Source organism: Paenibacillus psychroresistens, assembly GCF_009728935.1.
GTDB lineage: Bacteria > Bacillota > Bacilli > Paenibacillales > NBRC-103111 > Paenibacillus_AC > Paenibacillus_AC psychroresistens.
Genome location: NZ_CP034235.1, coordinates 603,651 through 621,620, shown reverse-complemented (window position 1 = coordinate 621,620; position 17,970 = coordinate 603,651). Strand labels below are relative to the sequence as shown.

Annotated in this window: 21 protein-coding genes; 6 read left to right on the top strand and 15 right to left on the bottom strand. The window is 41.9% G+C overall.

Annotation, left to right across the window (positions count from 1 at the left end):
- Positions 1 to 10: 10 nt before the first annotated feature.
- The 13 genes from EHS13_RS03095 to EHS13_RS03035 all read right to left on the bottom strand — a co-directional run bounded on the left by EHS13_RS03095 (position 11) and on the right by EHS13_RS03035 (position 11,765).
- A complete protein-coding gene (locus EHS13_RS03095; protein ID WP_227013771.1) occupies positions 11 to 586 on the bottom strand; it encodes a YmfQ family protein in 576 nt (191 codons plus the stop codon).
- Positions 583 to 1,635, bottom strand: coding sequence for a baseplate J/gp47 family protein (locus EHS13_RS03090; protein ID WP_155698955.1), 1,053 nt, complete (start codon positions 1,633 to 1,635; stop codon positions 583 to 585). The genes EHS13_RS03095 and EHS13_RS03090 overlap by 4 nt, the downstream gene beginning before the upstream one ends.
- A 3-nt stretch (positions 1,636 to 1,638) precedes the next feature.
- A complete protein-coding gene (locus EHS13_RS03085) occupies positions 1,639 to 2,034 on the bottom strand; it encodes a DUF2634 domain-containing protein (RefSeq protein ID WP_155698954.1) in 396 nt (131 codons plus the stop codon).
- Entirely contained in the window at positions 2,031 to 2,330 is a 300-nt protein-coding gene (locus EHS13_RS03080; RefSeq protein WP_155698953.1) for a DUF2577 domain-containing protein, read from the bottom strand. Before EHS13_RS03080 ends, EHS13_RS03085 begins: the two co-directional genes overlap by 4 nt.
- Positions 2,327 to 3,298, bottom strand: coding sequence for an XkdQ/YqbQ family protein (locus tag EHS13_RS03075; protein WP_155698952.1), 972 nt, complete (start codon positions 3,296 to 3,298; stop codon positions 2,327 to 2,329). Before EHS13_RS03075 ends, EHS13_RS03080 begins: the two co-directional genes overlap by 4 nt.
- A 10-nt stretch (positions 3,299 to 3,308) precedes the next feature.
- The gene (locus tag EHS13_RS03070) at positions 3,309 to 4,043 is read right to left on the bottom strand and encodes a LysM peptidoglycan-binding domain-containing protein (protein WP_155698951.1); all 735 of its coding nucleotides are present in this window, start codon (positions 4,041 to 4,043) and stop codon (positions 3,309 to 3,311) included.
- Positions 4,043 to 6,313, bottom strand: a complete 2,271-nt coding sequence (locus EHS13_RS03065) for a hypothetical protein (protein ID WP_155698950.1) — start codon at positions 6,311 to 6,313, stop codon at positions 4,043 to 4,045. The genes EHS13_RS03070 and EHS13_RS03065 overlap by 1 nt, the downstream gene beginning before the upstream one ends.
- A 228-nt stretch (positions 6,314 to 6,541) precedes the next feature.
- Positions 6,542 to 6,964 (bottom strand): phage tail assembly chaperone, encoded by a 423-nt coding sequence (locus tag EHS13_RS03060; RefSeq protein ID WP_155698949.1) that lies wholly within the window; start codon positions 6,962 to 6,964, stop codon positions 6,542 to 6,544.
- Between the two features lie 21 nt (positions 6,965 to 6,985).
- A complete protein-coding gene (locus EHS13_RS03055; RefSeq protein WP_155698948.1) occupies positions 6,986 to 7,450 on the bottom strand; it encodes a phage tail tube protein in 465 nt (154 codons plus the stop codon).
- A 1-nt stretch (position 7,451) separates the two neighbouring features.
- Positions 7,452 to 8,768 (bottom strand): phage tail sheath family protein, encoded by a 1,317-nt coding sequence (locus EHS13_RS03050; protein WP_155698947.1) that lies wholly within the window; start codon positions 8,766 to 8,768, stop codon positions 7,452 to 7,454.
- Positions 8,768 to 8,956: a hypothetical protein gene (locus tag EHS13_RS03045; RefSeq protein WP_155698946.1), complete on the bottom strand. Its 189-nt coding sequence runs from the start codon at positions 8,954 to 8,956 to the stop codon at positions 8,768 to 8,770. Before EHS13_RS03045 ends, EHS13_RS03050 begins: the two co-directional genes overlap by 1 nt.
- 349 nt (positions 8,957 to 9,305) lie before the next feature.
- Positions 9,306 to 9,935, bottom strand: a complete 630-nt coding sequence (locus EHS13_RS03040) for an RNA polymerase subunit sigma-24 (protein WP_155698945.1) — start codon at positions 9,933 to 9,935, stop codon at positions 9,306 to 9,308.
- A gap of 531 nt (positions 9,936 to 10,466) precedes the next feature.
- Entirely contained in the window at positions 10,467 to 11,765 is a 1,299-nt protein-coding gene (locus EHS13_RS03035; protein WP_155698944.1) for an IS110 family RNA-guided transposase, read from the bottom strand.
- 226 nt (positions 11,766 to 11,991) lie between these two features.
- Here EHS13_RS03035 and EHS13_RS03030 point away from each other — a divergent pair, with 226 nt between their 5' ends.
- Both EHS13_RS03030 and EHS13_RS03025 read left to right on the top strand, forming a co-directional pair.
- Complete coding sequence (locus EHS13_RS03030) at positions 11,992 to 12,429, top strand: helix-turn-helix domain-containing protein (RefSeq protein ID WP_155698943.1); 438 nt, start codon at positions 11,992 to 11,994, stop codon at positions 12,427 to 12,429.
- Between the two features lie 21 nt (positions 12,430 to 12,450).
- Positions 12,451 to 12,903 carry an ImmA/IrrE family metallo-endopeptidase gene (locus EHS13_RS03025; RefSeq protein WP_155698942.1) on the top strand — a complete coding sequence of 151 codons (453 nt, stop codon included), beginning with the start codon at positions 12,451 to 12,453 and terminating at the stop codon, positions 12,901 to 12,903.
- Between the two features lie 66 nt (positions 12,904 to 12,969).
- Here EHS13_RS03025 and EHS13_RS03020 read toward each other — a convergent pair whose 3' ends face one another.
- The gene (locus EHS13_RS03020; protein WP_155698941.1) at positions 12,970 to 13,758 is read right to left on the bottom strand and encodes an SDR family oxidoreductase; all 789 of its coding nucleotides are present in this window, start codon (positions 13,756 to 13,758) and stop codon (positions 12,970 to 12,972) included.
- A 136-nt stretch (positions 13,759 to 13,894) separates the two neighbouring features.
- Between EHS13_RS03020 and EHS13_RS03015 the strand changes: the two genes are divergently transcribed.
- From EHS13_RS03015 to EHS13_RS03005, 3 genes are read left to right on the top strand one after another with little or no spacing between them, the layout of a single operon-like run.
- Positions 13,895 to 14,821 (top strand): S66 peptidase family protein, encoded by a 927-nt coding sequence (locus tag EHS13_RS03015; RefSeq protein ID WP_155698940.1) that lies wholly within the window; start codon positions 13,895 to 13,897, stop codon positions 14,819 to 14,821.
- Between the two features lie 36 nt (positions 14,822 to 14,857).
- Positions 14,858 to 15,178: an ArsR/SmtB family transcription factor gene (locus tag EHS13_RS03010; RefSeq protein WP_155698939.1), complete on the top strand. Its 321-nt coding sequence runs from the start codon at positions 14,858 to 14,860 to the stop codon at positions 15,176 to 15,178.
- On the top strand, positions 15,165 to 15,599 hold the full coding sequence (locus EHS13_RS03005) for an SRPBCC family protein (RefSeq protein WP_155698938.1): 435 nt from the start codon (positions 15,165 to 15,167) through the stop codon (positions 15,597 to 15,599). Before EHS13_RS03010 ends, EHS13_RS03005 begins: the two co-directional genes overlap by 14 nt.
- A gap of 127 nt (positions 15,600 to 15,726) precedes the next feature.
- On the opposite strand, the gene EHS13_RS03000 is transcribed toward EHS13_RS03005, so the two are convergent.
- The gene (locus tag EHS13_RS03000) at positions 15,727 to 16,539 is read right to left on the bottom strand and encodes an AraC family transcriptional regulator (RefSeq protein ID WP_155698937.1); all 813 of its coding nucleotides are present in this window, start codon (positions 16,537 to 16,539) and stop codon (positions 15,727 to 15,729) included.
- Between the two features lie 143 nt (positions 16,540 to 16,682).
- Here EHS13_RS03000 and EHS13_RS02995 point away from each other — a divergent pair, with 143 nt between their 5' ends.
- Positions 16,683 to 17,876, top strand: coding sequence for a glycoside hydrolase family 183 protein (locus tag EHS13_RS02995; protein WP_155698936.1), 1,194 nt, complete (start codon positions 16,683 to 16,685; stop codon positions 17,874 to 17,876).
- Positions 17,877 to 17,970 lie beyond the last annotated feature (94 nt).

The window sequence follows — 17,970 nt, the reverse complement described above, 5'->3', positions numbered from 1 at the left end:
TGACTCTATTTTATGAGTAAATATCCCATTGATCCCATGTAAAACCGAATGCGTCTGTTTGATCCCATGACTTACTAAGCGCATCCAATTCGTTCCAAATGAAGTAATTAAACTCATAAGAAATGGCTAAATGAGCCGGAATCAAATCCCGTAAAGCATTCTGGATATCTGCCAAATTCTCAGGGATGCCGTGGGTGCTGATAAATTTTATGATGACCAAGTAATTAGCATTGTCTTCCGTAACGGAAACCTCACCATTCGCATAAGCCTCTGCCACGTTCTTCACTAAGCCAACTGTTACGGTTCCATAACCTCGCCTTTTAGACAGCACTACACTTCGTCTCTGTTCTAAAGGTTTACTGAGGTTTGTGGGAATGCCAAGTTCGAATTCCCAACGAGCCAGCCCCCAGGATGCGGTATCGATAAAGACCTGATTAAGTACGTCATCCACAGATTGGAACACATCATCTAGCTCTGCACCCTCTATTTGATTAATAATTCGAACCTCACGGAATATTTCATAAAAGGCAGGAAGGCTAGAAAGCATTTCCAGCCCTTTTTCGCTAGTTACAGGGAAGACACTCAAGTTAATGTCACCGTCCCTTTAACTGCCACACGTCCAGCAATAACGGAAACATTCGCTACCCCACCATTGATCAATAATCCAGAATAATCCTGGACACCAAGGGTTTCTGAAAGCAATGAACCTATTCGTGTGTATTTCACTGTTGGATCTGCAGCAAAAGCAATGCTTTTCAAATAGGCAATTACGGCTGTTTCAAATGTAGCTTTAACCTGTAATAACGTGTAGCCGCTAACTAAAACAATAGCTGACGTCACGTCTACCGCAACTCCAATTGCTGTTACAACAGTGACACCTGAGAGAATAGGGGCTTTGCCATCCCCAGTCACTGGGGAAATATAATTCTGAACATCGGCGATAAGCTGAATGCTGGCAGGCTTTGCATCAGAATCTACAATCGTGATCCCTACCGTACCAGGTCCATATGCCAATGGAACAACTTGCGCTCCACCTACACCTGGAACCTCAAGCGACCAATTAATATAATCCGATTTATTCCCAGAAGCCGAAGGAAACCGCGCATGCAAAAGTATCCTTTGACGAAAGGCATCATCATTCTCACTTTCCTCACCAGGAACAATTACATCTGCCAGCTGTACATCAACCAAACCAGAAATGTAATCAAGCGGAAGCATGCTCCCATAATCTTGATTTCCAATCACCCCGAAACTTTCACACTCCAAGATAAATGTCCCTAAAGAGATCCGTTCCGTCACAGTATAATTCTGACTATCAATTGAAAATCGGCTGGCAATAGGTATATCAAAAAGCACACCTGGGCTGCTGAAAAATAAACCTTTCCTTTGAGCTTGTGTTGCAGGATCCCTAATTAATCCATAATCCAAAGCACGTTTTTCTAAGTAGTCCCCGCTTGATGAGTCAGTAAAGAAGAGATTAATATTACTATCCATTTCGATATAGGCTTGTGCTAGCTCAGCAGCCGCAGGGGATAAGGCATCATAAATAATACTACCCTCTCGCTTATCTACATCATTAGGCACACTATCCAGCATCCTTGTTAAAATCTCTTCAAACGTTTGAGCTTCATACATTTTCTACACCTCCTGTACGACTTGAAAGCTCCCGAATTGTGAGACCACTGTGAATGCTGCAGTTGCTTCATCTCCGAGAAATGTTATTTGTAAGTCTTGGATATCTGTAATACGGTCATCTTGCAATAAAGCCTCTTGAATAATTCTAGTTAGCCTGGATTCAACAAGAATAGAATCTCGTCCAATTGCAGCTGCGAATTCACTGCCATAATTCCCACTATAAATGGGATACGCAAATCGTTCTGTTTGGAGTATTTTAAACACCGCTTGCTTTATGGCCTCCAAACCATCAACGAAACCAACAATACGTTGGCTTGTTACGTCCATTCGGTAGGTCTTGCTAGGTATTTGCCCTTCCTCTAACTCTTGGGTATTGCCTATGCCACCTTGTGGGATCATACCCCCACCACCCTATCCAAAATAATAAATTGCTGTCCACCTTGAACGCGCAGTAAAATGACTTTATCTCCAAGCTCCAATCCGCGTCTGATGGTATATTCCGTTGAGCCAATTGTTATTATCAGCTCAGTCAGTGTATCCGGAACAATCAAAAAATCCTCTTCAAGTGTGAACCTTTGATCTAAGTTCACTTCGAGAGGATTCATGCTGGAGACCATACCAAATTGGACGTTCATCGGATTCCCTGCTTCTACAGCTCCAATACTTGCCTGTTTAATTAAATTTAAGAGTTTCATCCATACACCCTCAGTTCCAGAGACATGGTATGATCCAATCCATCAAATTTATGCGTGCATTCTTCAACCAGAAAATAACTATTAATCGCTTTAGCCTGAATATTAATGCAAATGCTGCAACCAGCCCTTACAGTTAAATCACCCAATGCTTCAATATTGAAGCTTCTGGACTCGCGATTTTTTAACTCCAGTAAATTGTCTAAGCTCTGATTAATTTGAGCTAAGTTCATTTTGTCATCTATCTTTTGGTAATACTCCAGCTGCCCCCATTGTGCAATTGTTGCGCTATCCTGAACAATATAAATGCCTCTCTTCCCTTCATCTAATTTCCCTTGGGCGAGCCTGATACGATTATATGTCTCACTATCAATGGATCGCTTTAGCTTGTAATCGTAAACAAGGCTTGAATCCCCTATTAAAAGGTTGAGTTTCCAATCAGCCATATCTCGGAGCATAAGTCGGCCAAAATCATCATAAAAAATATAAATCCGTTTTGTTTCCATGAGCGTTTTGGAAATAGCATTACAGATCATATCCAGCAGCTTTGTACCATCTTCGATAGTAGGCGGAATCTTATGGCCCGTATCAGCAAGAAATCCGATTTGCAGTCCTTTTTCAGCTGCTATACGCCTTATATAGTCACCTGCAGTACCCAAACTAAACTTATAACCGCCATTTCCCATTAAATAACGAATTTGATCATAAGCCGTTACCTTTACAGCTTCATCCCTCCCACTATCCAAGCTAAAAATATAGCCATAAAACAAAGGAAAGCCATCTTTAGTCACTCGGATAACATCACCATTGCCCAGCTTAAAGGATTTATCTTCATTTAAGCCCCCCGTTGCAATTGTAAATTCAAAAGATGAGGCCTTTCCTACTCGACTTGTCTTGTAGCTCGCATCAGAAGAAATTCCAGAAATATCCCATAGGTTGCCATTCCGATTATCAATAATAATCTCAAGCATCTCATTCACCTCAATTCTTAGGGAGCTTGATAACACGCCCTATTTGTAAGCTTTTTAATTGCGCGTCCGTTATACCATTCAGCTTTTGAATATCTTTATATCGCGAGCTGTCGGCATTAAAAAAATTCATAGCTATTTTTATTAAGGTATCTCCTGCTTTGAGGGTATACGTATCGGGTCTGCTCCGTTCATCCGGGCGTACTTTAGGCTTCTTAATAAGCACCTGTTTACTGGCGGCTGTAACCACTTTAGCTTTTATAGCGGAGTAATAGACGTATTCCTTCAGGCTTATGTTATATTCAATATCCCCCGGTGATCCTGCAACCTCTTTCCAATCGAATTTTTCGATAGATGCAGGGATATCAATGACAAAGCTTGAGCTAACAATATGAATACGAATGGGCTGGTTACTCCTTAGCCATTCTTTTATTCTCCCCAGATAATACGAAGGCAGCTGCAGCGCTCCTTCTTTGACAATTACGGCAGGATAATATGAAGCAGGGAAGTTGCTGCTAAAGCTTATTTCTGTCAAAGCTGGGTTTTGGATGACATTTATTTCTCCAGCTCTAGTTTCTGAGGTTCCTCCACCTTTGCCCACTATATCGTACGTCTTTCCTTTGCCACTTTCTTTAATATCGATAGTTTCTGGGTTAATAGGCAGGATAAAAGAAACAGCTCGGTAATTAAAGCTTAATTCAATAGCAAATTTATTCTCAACCACCTTTATAGCTAAATTATCAGCCATTAGGCATACACCCCTTGAGCAGACGTTGAGATACTTCCGGCAAGTGTATTCTCAATTCCTCTAATAATCTCTTGAATATCTGCTTTCTCATGAATATCACCTGTAGTGATATGGACTGTGGGAGTAAGGGTAACAAAGTTTTGAATGCTTTTCATTTCAGCAAGATCACGCATTACTTTCAAATCCTCACTCGAGACGTCAACCGTTTCACCAATTTTTCCAACTTCATTCACTTTGCCAATTGTTGAATCTGCCCCTAAACTTTTCGTTGTCGCATTTGGATCTTTAAAAGATTTATCTGGACTCATCTTTGGCATGTTGATTGAAGATAGTTTATCCACCAAATCCTTGCCTGCGCCTTTACTGGAGCTGAATGCATCCCCTAGATCCTTCTCCACCATTTTAGGAACATTCACAACATTTTTATCGCTAGTCGGAGCTTTTACCTTGTTCATCATATTTTTCAATTGATCACTTACTGCATGTACATTTGTTTCATCAAGAAGCTTATAGGGTTCAAAGCTACCTCCAAATATTCTGGCCTTAGCTTTACCTAACCAGTTTAATCCCTCTATTACCTTGTTGATCGCTTTTAATATAGTCGACATGAACCCCCCAGCAAAATCTTCTACCCCTACGAGCATGCTATACAAATGCCCAAGAAAAGTCATTGCTAAATCATAGAATAGCTTTTGCACGGCATAAGCTGGGTCAATAAATAGATTTATTAAAAATTCTGCAAAGCTAGCGAAAATATTCCAAATAAAAGCCACACAGTTGTATAAATAAGCAAATAACGCACCGAACACACCAAATACTACACCTACAATTTGCCCAGTCGATACACCAAAAGATTGAATAGCATAAATAAGCAGCCCTACTACAGCGATAATTAACAGAATCGGCCAAGCAGCAGCTAACCAGCCTGCAGCCATCTCAAACAATGCAATGAGCACAACACCAGTAATCACTGCAGCTACTGCAAGCAGCGCAGCTCGGACGAGCGGCCAATTATCCTGCATAACACCAAAAAGCCATTGGGCTTGTTCGACCAAATACACTATTCCTTGAACCACTAAAGTGAGTCCATTAGATAAAACATCAAAGAATGGCTGCAGCTTGCCGGATTCAAAGGCTTTATTGATCATTTCTCCAAGTGGGCCGAGTGCATTCATTGCCTCAACACCAGCATTCGTCAAACTATTCTTAAGATTACCTGTAGCTTTTTGCCACTGGGCAGCCGGACCATTTACCATCTTCTCAAATGCAGCTTTTGTTACACCGCTTTGATCCAATAGCTTATCCATTCCTTTAATGAAGCCTTGCAAATCACCCGATATACCAGCTTTCATCGCACCACTGTTTTTTACAGTACTGCCTTTCATATTGAATTTCTCCTCAAGATCCTTGGAATCTCCACCCATAAAGCTTTTAATAGCCGCAGTTGCACCTTTTGAGCCTTCTTCTGGATTCAGCTTAGCCATTCGCATAGCTAGCTGATTTAAATCAGTTAGCTGCTTAGGATCTTTAGTATTGGACATAAATGTTGTCGTATTTGACATTGCCTCTTCTACGTTTTGACCAAATTTTAACGCTTGCTTGGATACTTGATCAAAAATAGCCGTCCCTCTCGCCTCACTTCCGGCACGCAGGTTAATAGTATCCTTTGTGGTTTGTTGTTCCATCGCACCGCCAATGGTTGAAGAGATTATCTGCTTTCCTCCACCTAAATGTCCAATTGCACCTGAAACGAGGTTTTTTATGCCACCGAACATTTTTAACGCCCCTCCGGTTAAGGAAACACCGCTAGATTTGCTGTTTGGCTTACTCATTCCCTTTTCTGTCCCACTTGAACCAGGAGGTTTAATATTTTCTAATCCAGTTGTTGGACTTTTCACTGATTTATTCACATTTTTCATTAGTTTTTCTAAAGTCTTGGGGACTTCGATATTTAATTTAGCTGTAATCGACCCAATCCGATCCTTAATTTGCGACTTTAAGCTGCTAACCTGCTTTAAAACATGAGAGGTATCCAATGAGACTTTAATCGTTGTCCCATTCTTCGCTCCGCTTAAAGCGGATAAGTGTTTCTTGACTTTTTCAATATGCTTCATTGCATTGGTTACATTGACATCTAGCACAATTCTCTTCTCAAACTCAACTCTCAAACGCTTGGCTGCGTTCAAGGTAGCTTCTATAGAAATTTGCGTTTTTTTCATCACTTTGGAGAGATTGTCATAAAGCTTTAAACTTTCTCCGACAGTTGCCATGGTTTATCTCCTTTCACAAATCTCTAAAAGCCAGCGTTCTCCCCAATATCCATCTATCGAGGAGAAGCGTCTGCTTTTATTTTTTCTTCTCATTTTCAACCCGAACATTAATCGATGCATAGATGAAAGCTTTCTCCCTCTGAGACATCTTCAATAGCTCTTGCGGTAGAATGCGAAGCTTATGGAGTGCGAAGTGAGCATAGTTTGCTTCACCATCACCCTCCTTGATTAGTTTTTTGCTTCTTCCACCAGATCATTGAGATCTTTGTCAAAGCCATTGATGGTTTGAACCTTTTCGGCCAATGTCGAATACTCGCCAGCAATCAGCATGGTACGAACTAAATTCTCTGCACCCAACACACCATAAGATTTTTGCAGATCAGCATCTTTTAAATTGGGATATACCACGCTTGCTACAATCAGCTTGGCCATATATTCGTTGGGATTGGTTTCAGGCATAGTTACACCGCGCTTTACTTGAACTCGCTTAGTAGCTGATGCACGAATATCCGCATTCTCAGCCTCTGTCAATGTGCGAAGCTTCCATGCAACCGGATTGCTTTTCTCATCTTTAAAACGTTCTGAAACAATAAAATCCTCGATAAGATCGCTTTGGGCATTTTCTGCAAAAAACATGTTTAAATTACTCATTGTATAATCCTCCTAATTTGATTAAGCCATTACTGGGCCTGTAAATTGTTGATCCAGATTAATATCCTCGAAAGTGAAAGCAACTTCTTCTTCTAGTGCTTGGCTTTCTGTATCCAGTGATGCCATAATCACACTATCCAAGTTCACATTCAGTAAAGTGACCTTCTGGGACCCAACGCTTGAGCCGGGATCATCGTTAATGATGGTGATGCTGAAATACGTATCTGTACCATTCTGGATATAGTCATACATCATTTTTCTGAAATAAGAGGTAACATAATAAATCGTCATAGTACCTTTACCGCTCCAGCCTGCCGCTTTGTGCTGTACGCCGCGTCTGCCCAACGTTTTCACTTCAGCTTTTTGTTTCTCAACAGTCGCTTCAATTTTTTTAACGTAGAACATTTCTTCTACATTTCCTCCAATTGTTGCATAAGCTCTGCCTTCTTGACCTGAAATCGTATCATTCGCTCTTAGAAAACCCATCTTACTTCACCGTCACTTTCATGTATATTTTCTCAACTGCATCAACTGGCTGAACGTTCAGCTCCACATAAACACTATCCGCTTCAATCCCCTGATGAACAGATACATCTGTCTGTGGATTGAAATTTTGAATAGCATTGATAACTTGCAAGCTTTTAAGATATTGAATATATTCGGTTTGCAGCAATCCACGACCATCTGCATTATTGTCGAGCTTGCCGATGTAGAAGGATTCGAAGATCCGTTTAAAATCATTATTGATTCCATCCAACAACCGAAGCACACGATTTTTTCTAAATGCTTTACCTTTTGTTGGTGTAAAACTGGTAAAGCTGTTAATATCCATCTCGATCCTTGCTCTTCCTTCACTGGGAACAAATACGAATTCGCCAGCAAGAATAGCTGCCTCAATTTGAGCATTGGTATAACGTGTGCCTACATCCACAGCATCATCATAATTATCAAAGGTTAATGATTCATTCATTTGTGCGCCTGCCGTAGCTGCAGCTACCCAAGCGGTTGACTGTGCTGCGGTGAGTGTTGTTCCATCTGAGAGAATAACACCATTCTTCACGCTGATTACACCTTCGTAATCCGCAGTAGGGTAATTCTCCAAGACAAGCTGGAGCTTCTTCCCCTCATCGTCGCGCAGACGTTTTACAAATGCGACATACAAGGACTTAAGATCACTTGCAGTTCCTGAATAAGCCATCGTATTAAACTCCTGCAGCTCAATCGCAGCCATAAAATCCGTATGATCTCCATTAGTTACCACGCCATCCACACCACTAATTAATGGAGCTCCTGCCGTTGCCGCCAATGCTCCTGTTCCCGTGAATACCACCCAATCATTAGAGACAAGGCCTGCAATATTAGCAACAGTTTGTGTATTCATCACTACACCCGATAGGATAGTCTTCACATCAAACTTAGCTGCATCATCTACATTAATGGAAATGACAATTGTTAAGCTGTTTCCTCTTAATCCACCATATTTAGCCGTAGCTGTTAAATTCCCAGTTGTAACTAAAGCTTTAGTTCCCGTGTTCAAACGATAAAGCAGTACGGTCTTGACTCTTTTCAGCGCTTCTTTGACAAGCAGCAGCTGTGCGGCAGTAATATCATAACCTAATGTTGCGGATACATCGTCGCCTGCATTAATAGCCACAACTTGTTTGGATGCTCCCCAGCTAAGCGAAAGCGCCATTGCCATGATCCCGCGATCTCCAACGGACCCAACGGGTTTACCCTCACCTACAAAATTGATATATACCCCTGGTCTTACTTTGTTCTGTGTAACGAAATTTCCTCCAGCCATTACTCCACTACCCTTCTGTGGAATTCATCCACGATGTTAATAATTTGTTCCTGTGTGTACTCTTCTTCGGCTGAAAGTAAAGCGTTCAGCACGTCTTTCTCTTGGGCCGTATAACGCTTTGATTCTAAATATTGCTGTTTTGAAAAGGAAAGAGCCTCTTCACTCACCGTATTCTTGTTGCCTTTCATTGTGGTTGTCCCTCCATTTTTGTTAAATCTGATTTTGTTGCAAAATCTCGCCTGCTTATCCGGAATACTTAACCTAATCTTCCGTTCTACTGCTAAAGTAAATCCACGCATCACACTCCTAATCGAATTAATTGAGTTGAACCCAGTTTAAAGCCATGTGGCAGGGCAGGAAAAAAGCATCCTCTGTGGTGAGAATGCTTTTAATAAGGATTTGAGACAAACAAAAAGCCACGACTCTAAGTGAGCTGCGACTTGGTTGTTTACCTCTTATCTAATTTGTCTACTCTATCATCTTACCTGTCAAATCCTCGGCTGTCATCCACATTCCAAAGACAATTTTCCGCCAATTTTAGGTCACAGATGCCAATGCTGCATATTCTTCATTAGCTTTGGCAAGCCAACGGTCAAACGTTCTACGTGACGTATCGAGTTGGATAGTAATTTCATCTACTGACTTGCTCTCGATATATCTTAATCTCAATAGCTGGGCGTAATCAGGCTGGTACTCCGCTAATACGTCCAAGGAAAATTCAATGGTTTCCTTCTGTTTTTGCAAATCCTGAAGCTCACTAAGACGCTTAATCACTCCATCGTAGCCATCATATGAGCCTGTTCTAGCTTCAATTACCTTCTCAATTTTGCGCTTCAGTTCTTTAAACATTTTTCTATCTTCCTCATTAACAGGCTTTATGCTCTTCACTTCATTTAATTGGCTTCGGGTTCCAGTTGGGTATTTTTCAAGATAGGCTACTGCAATTGCTTCGAGCTCCTGCTCATGTTTGCTTAAGTACATATAAGAAGGAATCCCCTTAAGCTGCTTGTGCAGGCTTTGAAGCTTATCATCCTCATGAAACGAGGTGAGATACATTCCATTCCCAATGGGATATTTCTCTAGTAATTTAATCCGTGCCAGCAAGCGTTTATAGCCCTTCAAATTTCCTAAGGCTTGAGCATTTATAGCAGCATCTTCTGTATTCATTTTCTTTCCTACTTCCTTTAATTTATTTTTTAGGTATTTTAAATACTCAATTTCATTAAAAAAAGATCATACGTTCGAGGTATTGACAATACCCCATTACATTCATATACTAATATTGGGTATGCGAAATATACACCAATCATGATCCGTTAGTGCTTCAGAGACTCGTGCATCGGTCATTTTCCTAGAACCATATATTTCTATAAGGGTCGTTGCGGGAACAGGGCTTGGACTCGTTTTCATCCAAACTGTGAATATTGTTTATGATCGCACAGTGGATCTCCACATTCACCCTTGGGGTTTACCCTCCCATATCACGCTGGGTCTATGCCCTTACATTCCTTCGTTCTACCTCTCAAGGGGTGGAGGCCGATTCTTGCTCCTTAACTGGGTCATGGCCCTTATGGAAAATTAACTTCGGCTTCTCCGGTGCTTCAATTGTCAAGTTGTAAACATGTTAATAAAGTGAGAATTCACACTTCTTATTATTGATTCATTTCTGTCCACATGTGAATAAGTGAACATCTCAATTTATGCAGCATCTTTTTGTAATTGCACTAAGCGAACAGGTCCTATTACATCATAGGCGTCATATTCTTTTTGCTTTGTTCCAAGTGTAAAGAGTACACGTACCAGTTTTCCACATAATGCGATAAGCGATTGCTTCTTTTTCAACGGATTCTGGCTTCGCGTTGTATAATGCTTGTGTAGTGCTTTAAACTCTGCGTTCTTCGCTACCATTGGCATGATACAACGGAAGAGTAATCCCCGAAGACGCGATCGTCCTCGTTTACTTATTCCCGTCTTGCCTTTTCTCTTGCCAGAACTGTTTTCTTTAAGATTCAAGCCAGCTAAACGAATAATCTGTTGTCCATGATCATACTTATTCAGGTCTCCTACCTCTGCTAGGAATCCTGCCACGCTTGTAATACCCACTCCTGGAATGCCCAGCATTTGCGCTGTTCCTGGGATCTCACCAAGAATTTTCAGAACTTCTTGCATGATCGTTTCTACTTGCTTAGAAAACAGGTTAAACTGCTCTAACAAAGCGGCTAGCTCTATCCGAGCGGCAACCGCCCCTTCGGTCAGCCCGATGGAAGATAGAGCAGTCTCATACAGTTTCTCAGCTCTCTTGATGCCCACACCCTGCTTAATTTCCGTCTTCCAATGAACAAGAACGCCTCTGGCGCCCAAAGAGACAATTTCTTGCGGAGTAGGAAATTGGTGCAAGGCCATGAGTGAAGCTTTACCCGTCCAATCCTTAAACACCTGTAGATATTCAGGAAAGAAACGGTCAATCCAGTTGTGTACACGTGCCTGAACCTGAGTTAGATTCACCACGACCTTTTCACGCAAATTCATTAAAATACGTAAATCTGCATAGGCTTCTGTGGGCAAATTCGGTTCCGTATACTTTCCATTGCGAACGAGATCTGCAATAACCTTTGCATCTTTGTAGTCACTCTTGGTTTGAGAGTTATCCTCTATTTCCTTTGTCTTATTGACATGATGCGGATTGACGAGCACAACCTTAATTCCCTCACCTTGCAGATAAGCCGCTAACGGAAACCAATAATGTCCGGTAGGTTCGACACCAAAAACAATTTCACTTTTGGCATGATCCTGTTGTAGACCCTTCATCCATCCAGCTAGTTTCGTTAAGCCTTCTCGATCATTGTAAAACTCACAGTCCTTACCTAGCTCAATACCACGATAATCTACAGCACGTGCCACGTGAATTTTCTTAGCAATGTCTGCACCTACAACCAACGTATTTTCAGAAATTCGTGTAATCCGTTGATTCTGCTTCTGTTTCATCTTATACTTCATTTGTGCGCCTCTTTTCGTATAGGTTTTTGTTCTGGCTGGAACAATTCCTAGTATACAAGAGGTGCATTTTTCATTCAAAGCTCAAATTACTTCATTACAGGAATAGCTCCTTTATTCGTTTTCAAAATGGTCGTCACCTCGTTTCTCTGTGGTTGATTTTAGTATATGAGGTATTCATAATACCGTCAAGTATTTAAAATACCCCAATTGAAGTGGAGGAAGTTTTATGTCTCTCGGCAATCGTATTCGCGGCTTACGTTCCAAGAAAAACCTGACCCAGATTGAAATCGCACAGCAACTGAACATGGGACGCTCTAATTTTGGTCATATTGAGAATGACAGAGTGATTCCCAACAGCAATGATTTGGATAAGATTGCTAATATCCTTGATTCAACATCAGACTATCTGCTCGGAAGAACCTCCGAACCTTCAGCAGCTGGTGAAGGAAGAGATTACAGCTTAACGCCCAAAGATAAAAGAGACATAGCGAGAGATCTGGAGGGAATGCTTGCCGATCTGGAATCCAACGTAGCCTTGGCTTTCAACGGAGAACCTATGGATGATGAAACTAAACGCCTCTTTCATATTTCACTGGAAAACTCTATGCGCCTAGCAAAAGAAATGGCCAAGCAGAAATTCACACCAAACAAATACCGAACGTAGCGACCAAAGGGCGGGATACAGATGATCAAAGAGACTGTAGCCCAACTGATTAAATTGCACAGAACCAATAACCCCTTTGAGATAGCATCCCAGAAGAATATAAAGGTTCTATTTGAGCAGTTAGGCGAAATGATGGGTTACTTTAATACTTATAGGCGGTCTGCAATGATTCACATCAACTGCAATATGGACGAAAAGGAACAAAAATTCACCTGCGCCCACGAGCTCGGACATTTGATTCTCCACCCTAAAGTGAATACGCCTTTTCTCAGAAAGAATACTTTCTACTCCATTGATCGCATTGAGCGTGAAGCAAACGAATTTGCTGTCGAGCTTCTTATCCCGGATGACGTTATATATCAATTTCAAAATTCGAATACTTCCATATACGAGGCAGCTGAAGCTTACGGGATCCCGCAAGAAATTATCCATTTAAAAAGCACACCAATTCATTGCAGTAAATTCTCTTATTGAACCAACAAATACACCTTAAGGTCATGAATGACTTAAGGTGTTACTCTTTTACTCCGAATTCCCCCACTAAATCCCCTTAACCATACCCCCATCAACCAGCAAGGTTTGCCCAGTCACATACGTATTAGCCATTGAACCATAGAAGACAACGATCCTTGCAAACTCCTCGGGAGTCCCCATTCTACCAAGCGGTATTTGCTCAATAGCTTCATTCTGGATTTCTGTCATTGCACGATTCTGTTCAGAGGCTCTCTTGCTGTCCAGCTCCGCAATCCGATCTGTTGCGATTCTGCCCGGTGCAACTGTATTAATCAGTATGCCGTCTTTTGCCAGCTCGGTAGCTAAGCTTTTCGTCAATGCTTGCACACCTGCCCGGAACACGTTGGATAGAATAAGGCCAGCGATTGGCTGCTTAATTGAAATTGAAGCGAGATTAACAATCCTCCCCACCCCTGCAGCTTGCAGAAAAGGCAATGCTTCACGAATTAATCGTATGGTGCTCAATAAACTCAGCTCAAAGCCCTGCACCCAGTCGGCATCCTCCATGTCAACAAAATTACCGCTTTGTGGTCCACCGGCGTTAGTCACTATAACATCCAGACCCCCATTCTCAGCCACAGCAATCTGTATCGCATTTTGGATATCTGCAAGACTGAGCACATCCATTTGAACAATAGTAACTTTCTTCCCCGTAATTATCTCTATCTCGTCACGAGCTTCTATAAGCTGCTCTAGATTTCGACTAGCTATCGTAACGTTAGCTCCTTCTTTAGCATATTCAAGCGCACATGCCTTGCCAAGCCCTTTACTCGCCGCTGCCACGAACACGGATCTCCCTGTAAGCCCCATATCCATTTTCTAAACCTCCATAATTTTGTCATATCCAAATAAATGAGCCTATTCATCAAAATATTCGTTATGGGAAACCTAAACCCTTCATATTATTAATAGAATTTAGAATGACATTTGCGTTCGCTAGGATGGTGCTTTAATGGCAATTCCTCCCCCAATATTACAAAGAGGCGATACAATCGGTATTGTAACGCTTGGTAGCCCCTTAGCAATAGACGTTATTAATGCTCGCTTAAACACTCTAAGAGGTATGGGATTTAACGTTTTGCTTGGCCAAAATGTCTACTCAGAGGATGGATTCCTTGCTGGAACTGATCAACAAAGAGCTGCTGATTTGATGAACATGTTTGAGAATCCTCAGGTGAAAATGATTCTGCCTACTCGAGGTGGAGTTGGTGTTGCCGGAATACTTCCTTACCTTGATTATAACTCGATTCAACGAAATCCGAAAATCATTACCGGTTATAGTGATATAACCGTATTGCTGAATGTTTTGTACCAATATGCTAATCTAATCACTTTTCAAAGTCTCCTGCTGATTGATTTCAAACCAGAAACTCCCCCCTATAATATAAATCAATTTTATTTAGCCACTTCCTTAGTTACTTTGCAGCGGCAAATTCAAAATCCACCAGGCATTCCCCAAGTCAGCAAAGTGCCTGGAAATGTAACTGGCCCCATTGTTGGCGGCAATCTAACTTCGTTTGTGGATACTTTAGGAACTCCTTATGAAATTGATACCCGAGGTACAATATTGCTGTTAGAGGAAACCCATGAACCTATTAATAAGGTTTACCGATACATGAATCACTTGAAGCTGAGCGGGAAATTCGCGGATTGTCTCGGCATTATTATGGGTGAATGTACAGGCTGTCTGGATGCTTACGGTAAATCCTATGAGGACTTAATTAACGAATTTGTTGTGCCACTTGGCAAACCGCTTATGACCAACCTCACTACTGCACACGGATTATATAAAGCGGCAATCCCAATCGGAGCAAGGGTTAATCTGAATACGATTAACAACACATTAACCATACTCGAACCCACAGTCAGTTTTATTTAAGTTGACACTTAATTAAGTGTCTGCTACATTAGTATTATGATAGAAAAAACCTTCCACGCTCTAACCGAGCCCAGACGCAGAGATATCTTATATCTCGTTAGCAACGGAGAACTTACCTCAAGTGCAATCGCCTCACATTTTGATATTTCAGCTCCTGCAATATCGCAGCACCTCAAGGTTCTTGAGGAATCTGGACTTGTCGTAGTTCGGAGAGACGGAACCAAGCGGTATTATCAAATGAGAAGGGAAGGTCTTCTAGAATTGAAGCAATATGTCGATCGTTTTTGGGATGATAGCTTATCCCGCTTAAAAGAAGCAGCTGAAGAGGAAGAGAGGAAAAACCATGACCAAAATTGACAGTACAGATACGCTAACTAAAGAGCTATTCATCGAATGCCGTCCCGAAACTTTATTCAAATTCTTTATTGACCCTGAGAAAATGATACGGTGGATGGGCAATAATGTCCTATTAGAGCCTAAGAACAGTGGTAAATTTCGCATTGATCTTAATGGCAGCGATATCGCAATGGGTGAGTATATTGAAATTATCGAAAACGAGAAAATCGTTATGACATGGGGATGGGAAAAGTCAAAGCTAGTGCCTCCGGGCTCAAGCACTGTTGAGTTTCTACTAACCCCTAAGGATAATGGAACCTTATTGCTCTTGACCCATTATGACTTACCTGTGGAGGAAGTCCCTTCACACCAAAAAGGTTGGACTCATTTTATGACTCGAATCAAGCAAGCTGCTGAAGATCACGACCCCGGTATGCATTAAGAATAAAATAACATCAATTAATGGAGCAAAGAAATGTCATCCTCTAAGATATCGAGTTGGAGGGAGTGATTAACTCCCTTCAATTCAGTTTCAATTATCACCTTACGCTTCTCTCCAGCTATCTCCGTTATATTCGCCATTTAGCCTTACGAATTGACGTCGGGCTTTCCCCGTACCTTTCTCTAATGAATCTCGTAAAGTGATACTCGGAACCAAAACCGCAAAGCTCCGAGACTTCTCTTATCTTCATTCCTGTGTTCTCAATTAATTCTATGGCCTTGCTCCCGCGATACTTCCACATGTACTCTGCAGGTGTGAACCCTGTATGTTTCTTGTATAAACGAATCAGGTGCTCCTGACTTATCCCCACATGGCTGGCAAGCTCCGCAACCCGCAGCTGCGTCTCATAATGTCGATGGATATAATCTTGAACTGCCATTATTGCGGGATGAGAGTAGATCTCGACAGGCAATAGGAATGCTTCTTTGACAAAAAGCTCGTAGCTGGCCAAGCCAAGCGCTCTCAAACTAGAGTGGGAAGATGTAAGTCCTTTACGTTCAAAAGCAAGCATTAAATCGGTGATACTCTGCATCTCTTCAGATAAAGGAATGACTTTCGGCAGTGAGGTGAATATTTTTTTCATCTCAATTGTGAGCCGGTTCAAACCAATGTCCACCCATCTATGCCACGTGCTGCTCTTTTTGGAAAACTCGAAATACTCCACTCTGGCAGGCTCTAGTAAAACAACGTTCCCAGGACCAACCGAAAGCCTTTCCAGCCCACCGTCCAATTGCACATCGATCCATCCGCTATGAATAAAGATGAGCTGAAGAGACTCCTGTTTATTCCGTGGTCCCAGATTTGCATGAGGGAGATACACGATTGATCCCACCTGCACCATTGAAATATCCTCGAAGTTCACACTATCTATCTCGCTCATGGTTTTTCTCCTTATCAATTCAAGTTAATTTTCGGATCAATTGTAGGCATTGTTAATACTGTCGTAATCTTCTATAACTAAATGAGGGGTAATAATCATTACTTTCTTTGGATTAAAATACTAATCATTCGAAAGGAGCCCTCATGGTCTCAGCATTTAAAGCTTTTATATGGGATTCCTCTCCACCCGATGGGATACCCTTCGAGCCTTCCGAATCTTTACGTCGATTGGAATTTACAGGCAGACATGCAACCTATACAAATGCAGATACTTGGTATCCTTCATGGGCCGCGGACGGTCATATGTATTCACCTTGGACGGACGGATCCATCGACGGCGCATTCTGTCACTCATATGATGGCGGTGAGCCTTCTCCAAATTCACCCGCCCATACTGGACAAGCTCGTATTGAAGGGGATAACCCACTGGAGCTCAAGGTAATAAACCTGGGAAAAACGGCTAGTGATGCATCTCCATACAAAGGCAGATACCCTTGCGGAAGCCTCGTTTACAATGGTATCTGGTACTATGGAACATACTGCCTTGGCCCGTCGAATACGCATGACTACGAGAATATTACCTACAATTGGCCTTGGCTTGGTTCATTTGTCGGCTTTCGTACCTCGCATGATTTCGGTATGACATGGGTGGACAGCCCCCATACGCCCGCTTCTCCACTTTTCGGCGAAAATGGTCTCAAAGGCCAACCAGTTCGGATTGGTTCCCCGCATTTCGTCGATTTCGGATGTAACATGGAGCATTCTCCAGATGGCAAAGCATATTTAGTCGCTCATGGTTCCGATTTAAAATTCTACCCAACACGTTTTGCCAATAACAGTTGGATTACCGGTGATCAAATTTATTTATTGCGAGTAACTCCTTCACTGGAAACGATGAATGATCCAGGCTTTTATGAATTTTTTGCCGGGCATGACTCAACTGGAGCACCTATCTGGACAAATGACTTCATGCTTATCCAGCCTATTCTGGAATGGCAAAATAATATGGGCTGTGTAACAGTTACCTATAATGCTCCGCTTCGCAAATTCATAATGTGTGTTACCGATGGAGGCATTACTTGCGGTAAGATGAATTCATATATTCTTGAAGCCGATACTCTGACAGGTCCCTGGAAGCTCATTACTTATATGAAGAATTTCGGGGAACAAGCCTACTTCCTTAATCTCCCTTCCAAGTTTATATCTGATGACGGCCTGACCCTATGGCTCTGTTACGCGGGAAACTTCGCTGTCGGCTGGAATGGGCAAGACATCCAAACAAACCCACCTGGCGGGCGATATGCCATGAGTCTTCAGGAAATTCGCTTGCTCGGTTAATCATTTAAGAGAACCGTCTGAAACCCGGACGGTCTTTTTTTGGGGCCATTTCAGCCTTACAGAACAACTTCCAGCTTACTTTGGCCCTCTAAAG

Excerpts from the sequence above, each read along its gene's own strand:
- EHS13_RS03090 (WP_155698955.1), bottom strand. The coding sequence starts at position 1,635 with ATGTATGAAGCTCAAACGTTTGAAGAGATTTTAACAAGGATGCTGGAT.
- EHS13_RS03085 (WP_155698954.1), bottom strand. The coding sequence starts at position 2,034 with ATGATCCCACAAGGTGGCATAGGCAATACCCAAGAGTTAGAGGAAGGG.
- EHS13_RS03080 (WP_155698953.1), bottom strand. The coding sequence starts at position 2,330 with ATGAAACTCTTAAATTTAATTAAACAGGCAAGTATTGGAGCTGTAGAA.
- EHS13_RS03075 (WP_155698952.1), bottom strand. The coding sequence starts at position 3,298 with ATGCTTGAGATTATTATTGATAATCGGAATGGCAACCTATGGGATATT.
- EHS13_RS03070 (WP_155698951.1), bottom strand. The coding sequence starts at position 4,043 with ATGGCTGATAATTTAGCTATAAAGGTGGTTGAGAATAAATTTGCTATT.
- EHS13_RS03065 (WP_155698950.1), bottom strand. The coding sequence starts at position 6,313 with ATGGCAACTGTCGGAGAAAGTTTAAAGCTTTATGACAATCTCTCCAAA.
- EHS13_RS03060 (WP_155698949.1), bottom strand. The coding sequence starts at position 6,964 with ATGAGTAATTTAAACATGTTTTTTGCAGAAAATGCCCAAAGCGATCTT.
- EHS13_RS03055 (WP_155698948.1), bottom strand. The coding sequence starts at position 7,450 with ATGGGTTTTCTAAGAGCGAATGATACGATTTCAGGTCAAGAAGGCAGA.
- EHS13_RS03050 (WP_155698947.1), bottom strand. The coding sequence starts at position 8,768 with ATGGCTGGAGGAAATTTCGTTACACAGAACAAAGTAAGACCAGGGGTA.
- EHS13_RS03045 (WP_155698946.1), bottom strand. The coding sequence starts at position 8,956 with ATGAAAGGCAACAAGAATACGGTGAGTGAAGAGGCTCTTTCCTTTTCA.
- EHS13_RS03040 (WP_155698945.1), bottom strand. The coding sequence starts at position 9,935 with ATGAATACAGAAGATGCTGCTATAAATGCTCAAGCCTTAGGAAATTTG.
- EHS13_RS03035 (WP_155698944.1), bottom strand. The coding sequence starts at position 11,765 with ATGAAGTATAAGATGAAACAGAAGCAGAATCAACGGATTACACGAATT.
- EHS13_RS03030 (WP_155698943.1), top strand. The coding sequence starts at position 11,992 with ATGTCTCTCGGCAATCGTATTCGCGGCTTACGTTCCAAGAAAAACCTG.
- EHS13_RS03025 (WP_155698942.1), top strand. The coding sequence starts at position 12,451 with ATGATCAAAGAGACTGTAGCCCAACTGATTAAATTGCACAGAACCAAT.
- EHS13_RS03020 (WP_155698941.1), bottom strand. The coding sequence starts at position 13,758 with ATGGATATGGGGCTTACAGGGAGATCCGTGTTCGTGGCAGCGGCGAGT.
- EHS13_RS03015 (WP_155698940.1), top strand. The coding sequence starts at position 13,895 with ATGGCAATTCCTCCCCCAATATTACAAAGAGGCGATACAATCGGTATT.
- EHS13_RS03010 (WP_155698939.1), top strand. The coding sequence starts at position 14,858 with ATGATAGAAAAAACCTTCCACGCTCTAACCGAGCCCAGACGCAGAGAT.
- EHS13_RS03005 (WP_155698938.1), top strand. The coding sequence starts at position 15,165 with ATGACCAAAATTGACAGTACAGATACGCTAACTAAAGAGCTATTCATC.
- EHS13_RS03000 (WP_155698937.1), bottom strand. The coding sequence starts at position 16,539 with ATGAGCGAGATAGATAGTGTGAACTTCGAGGATATTTCAATGGTGCAG.
- EHS13_RS02995 (WP_155698936.1), top strand. The coding sequence starts at position 16,683 with ATGGTCTCAGCATTTAAAGCTTTTATATGGGATTCCTCTCCACCCGAT.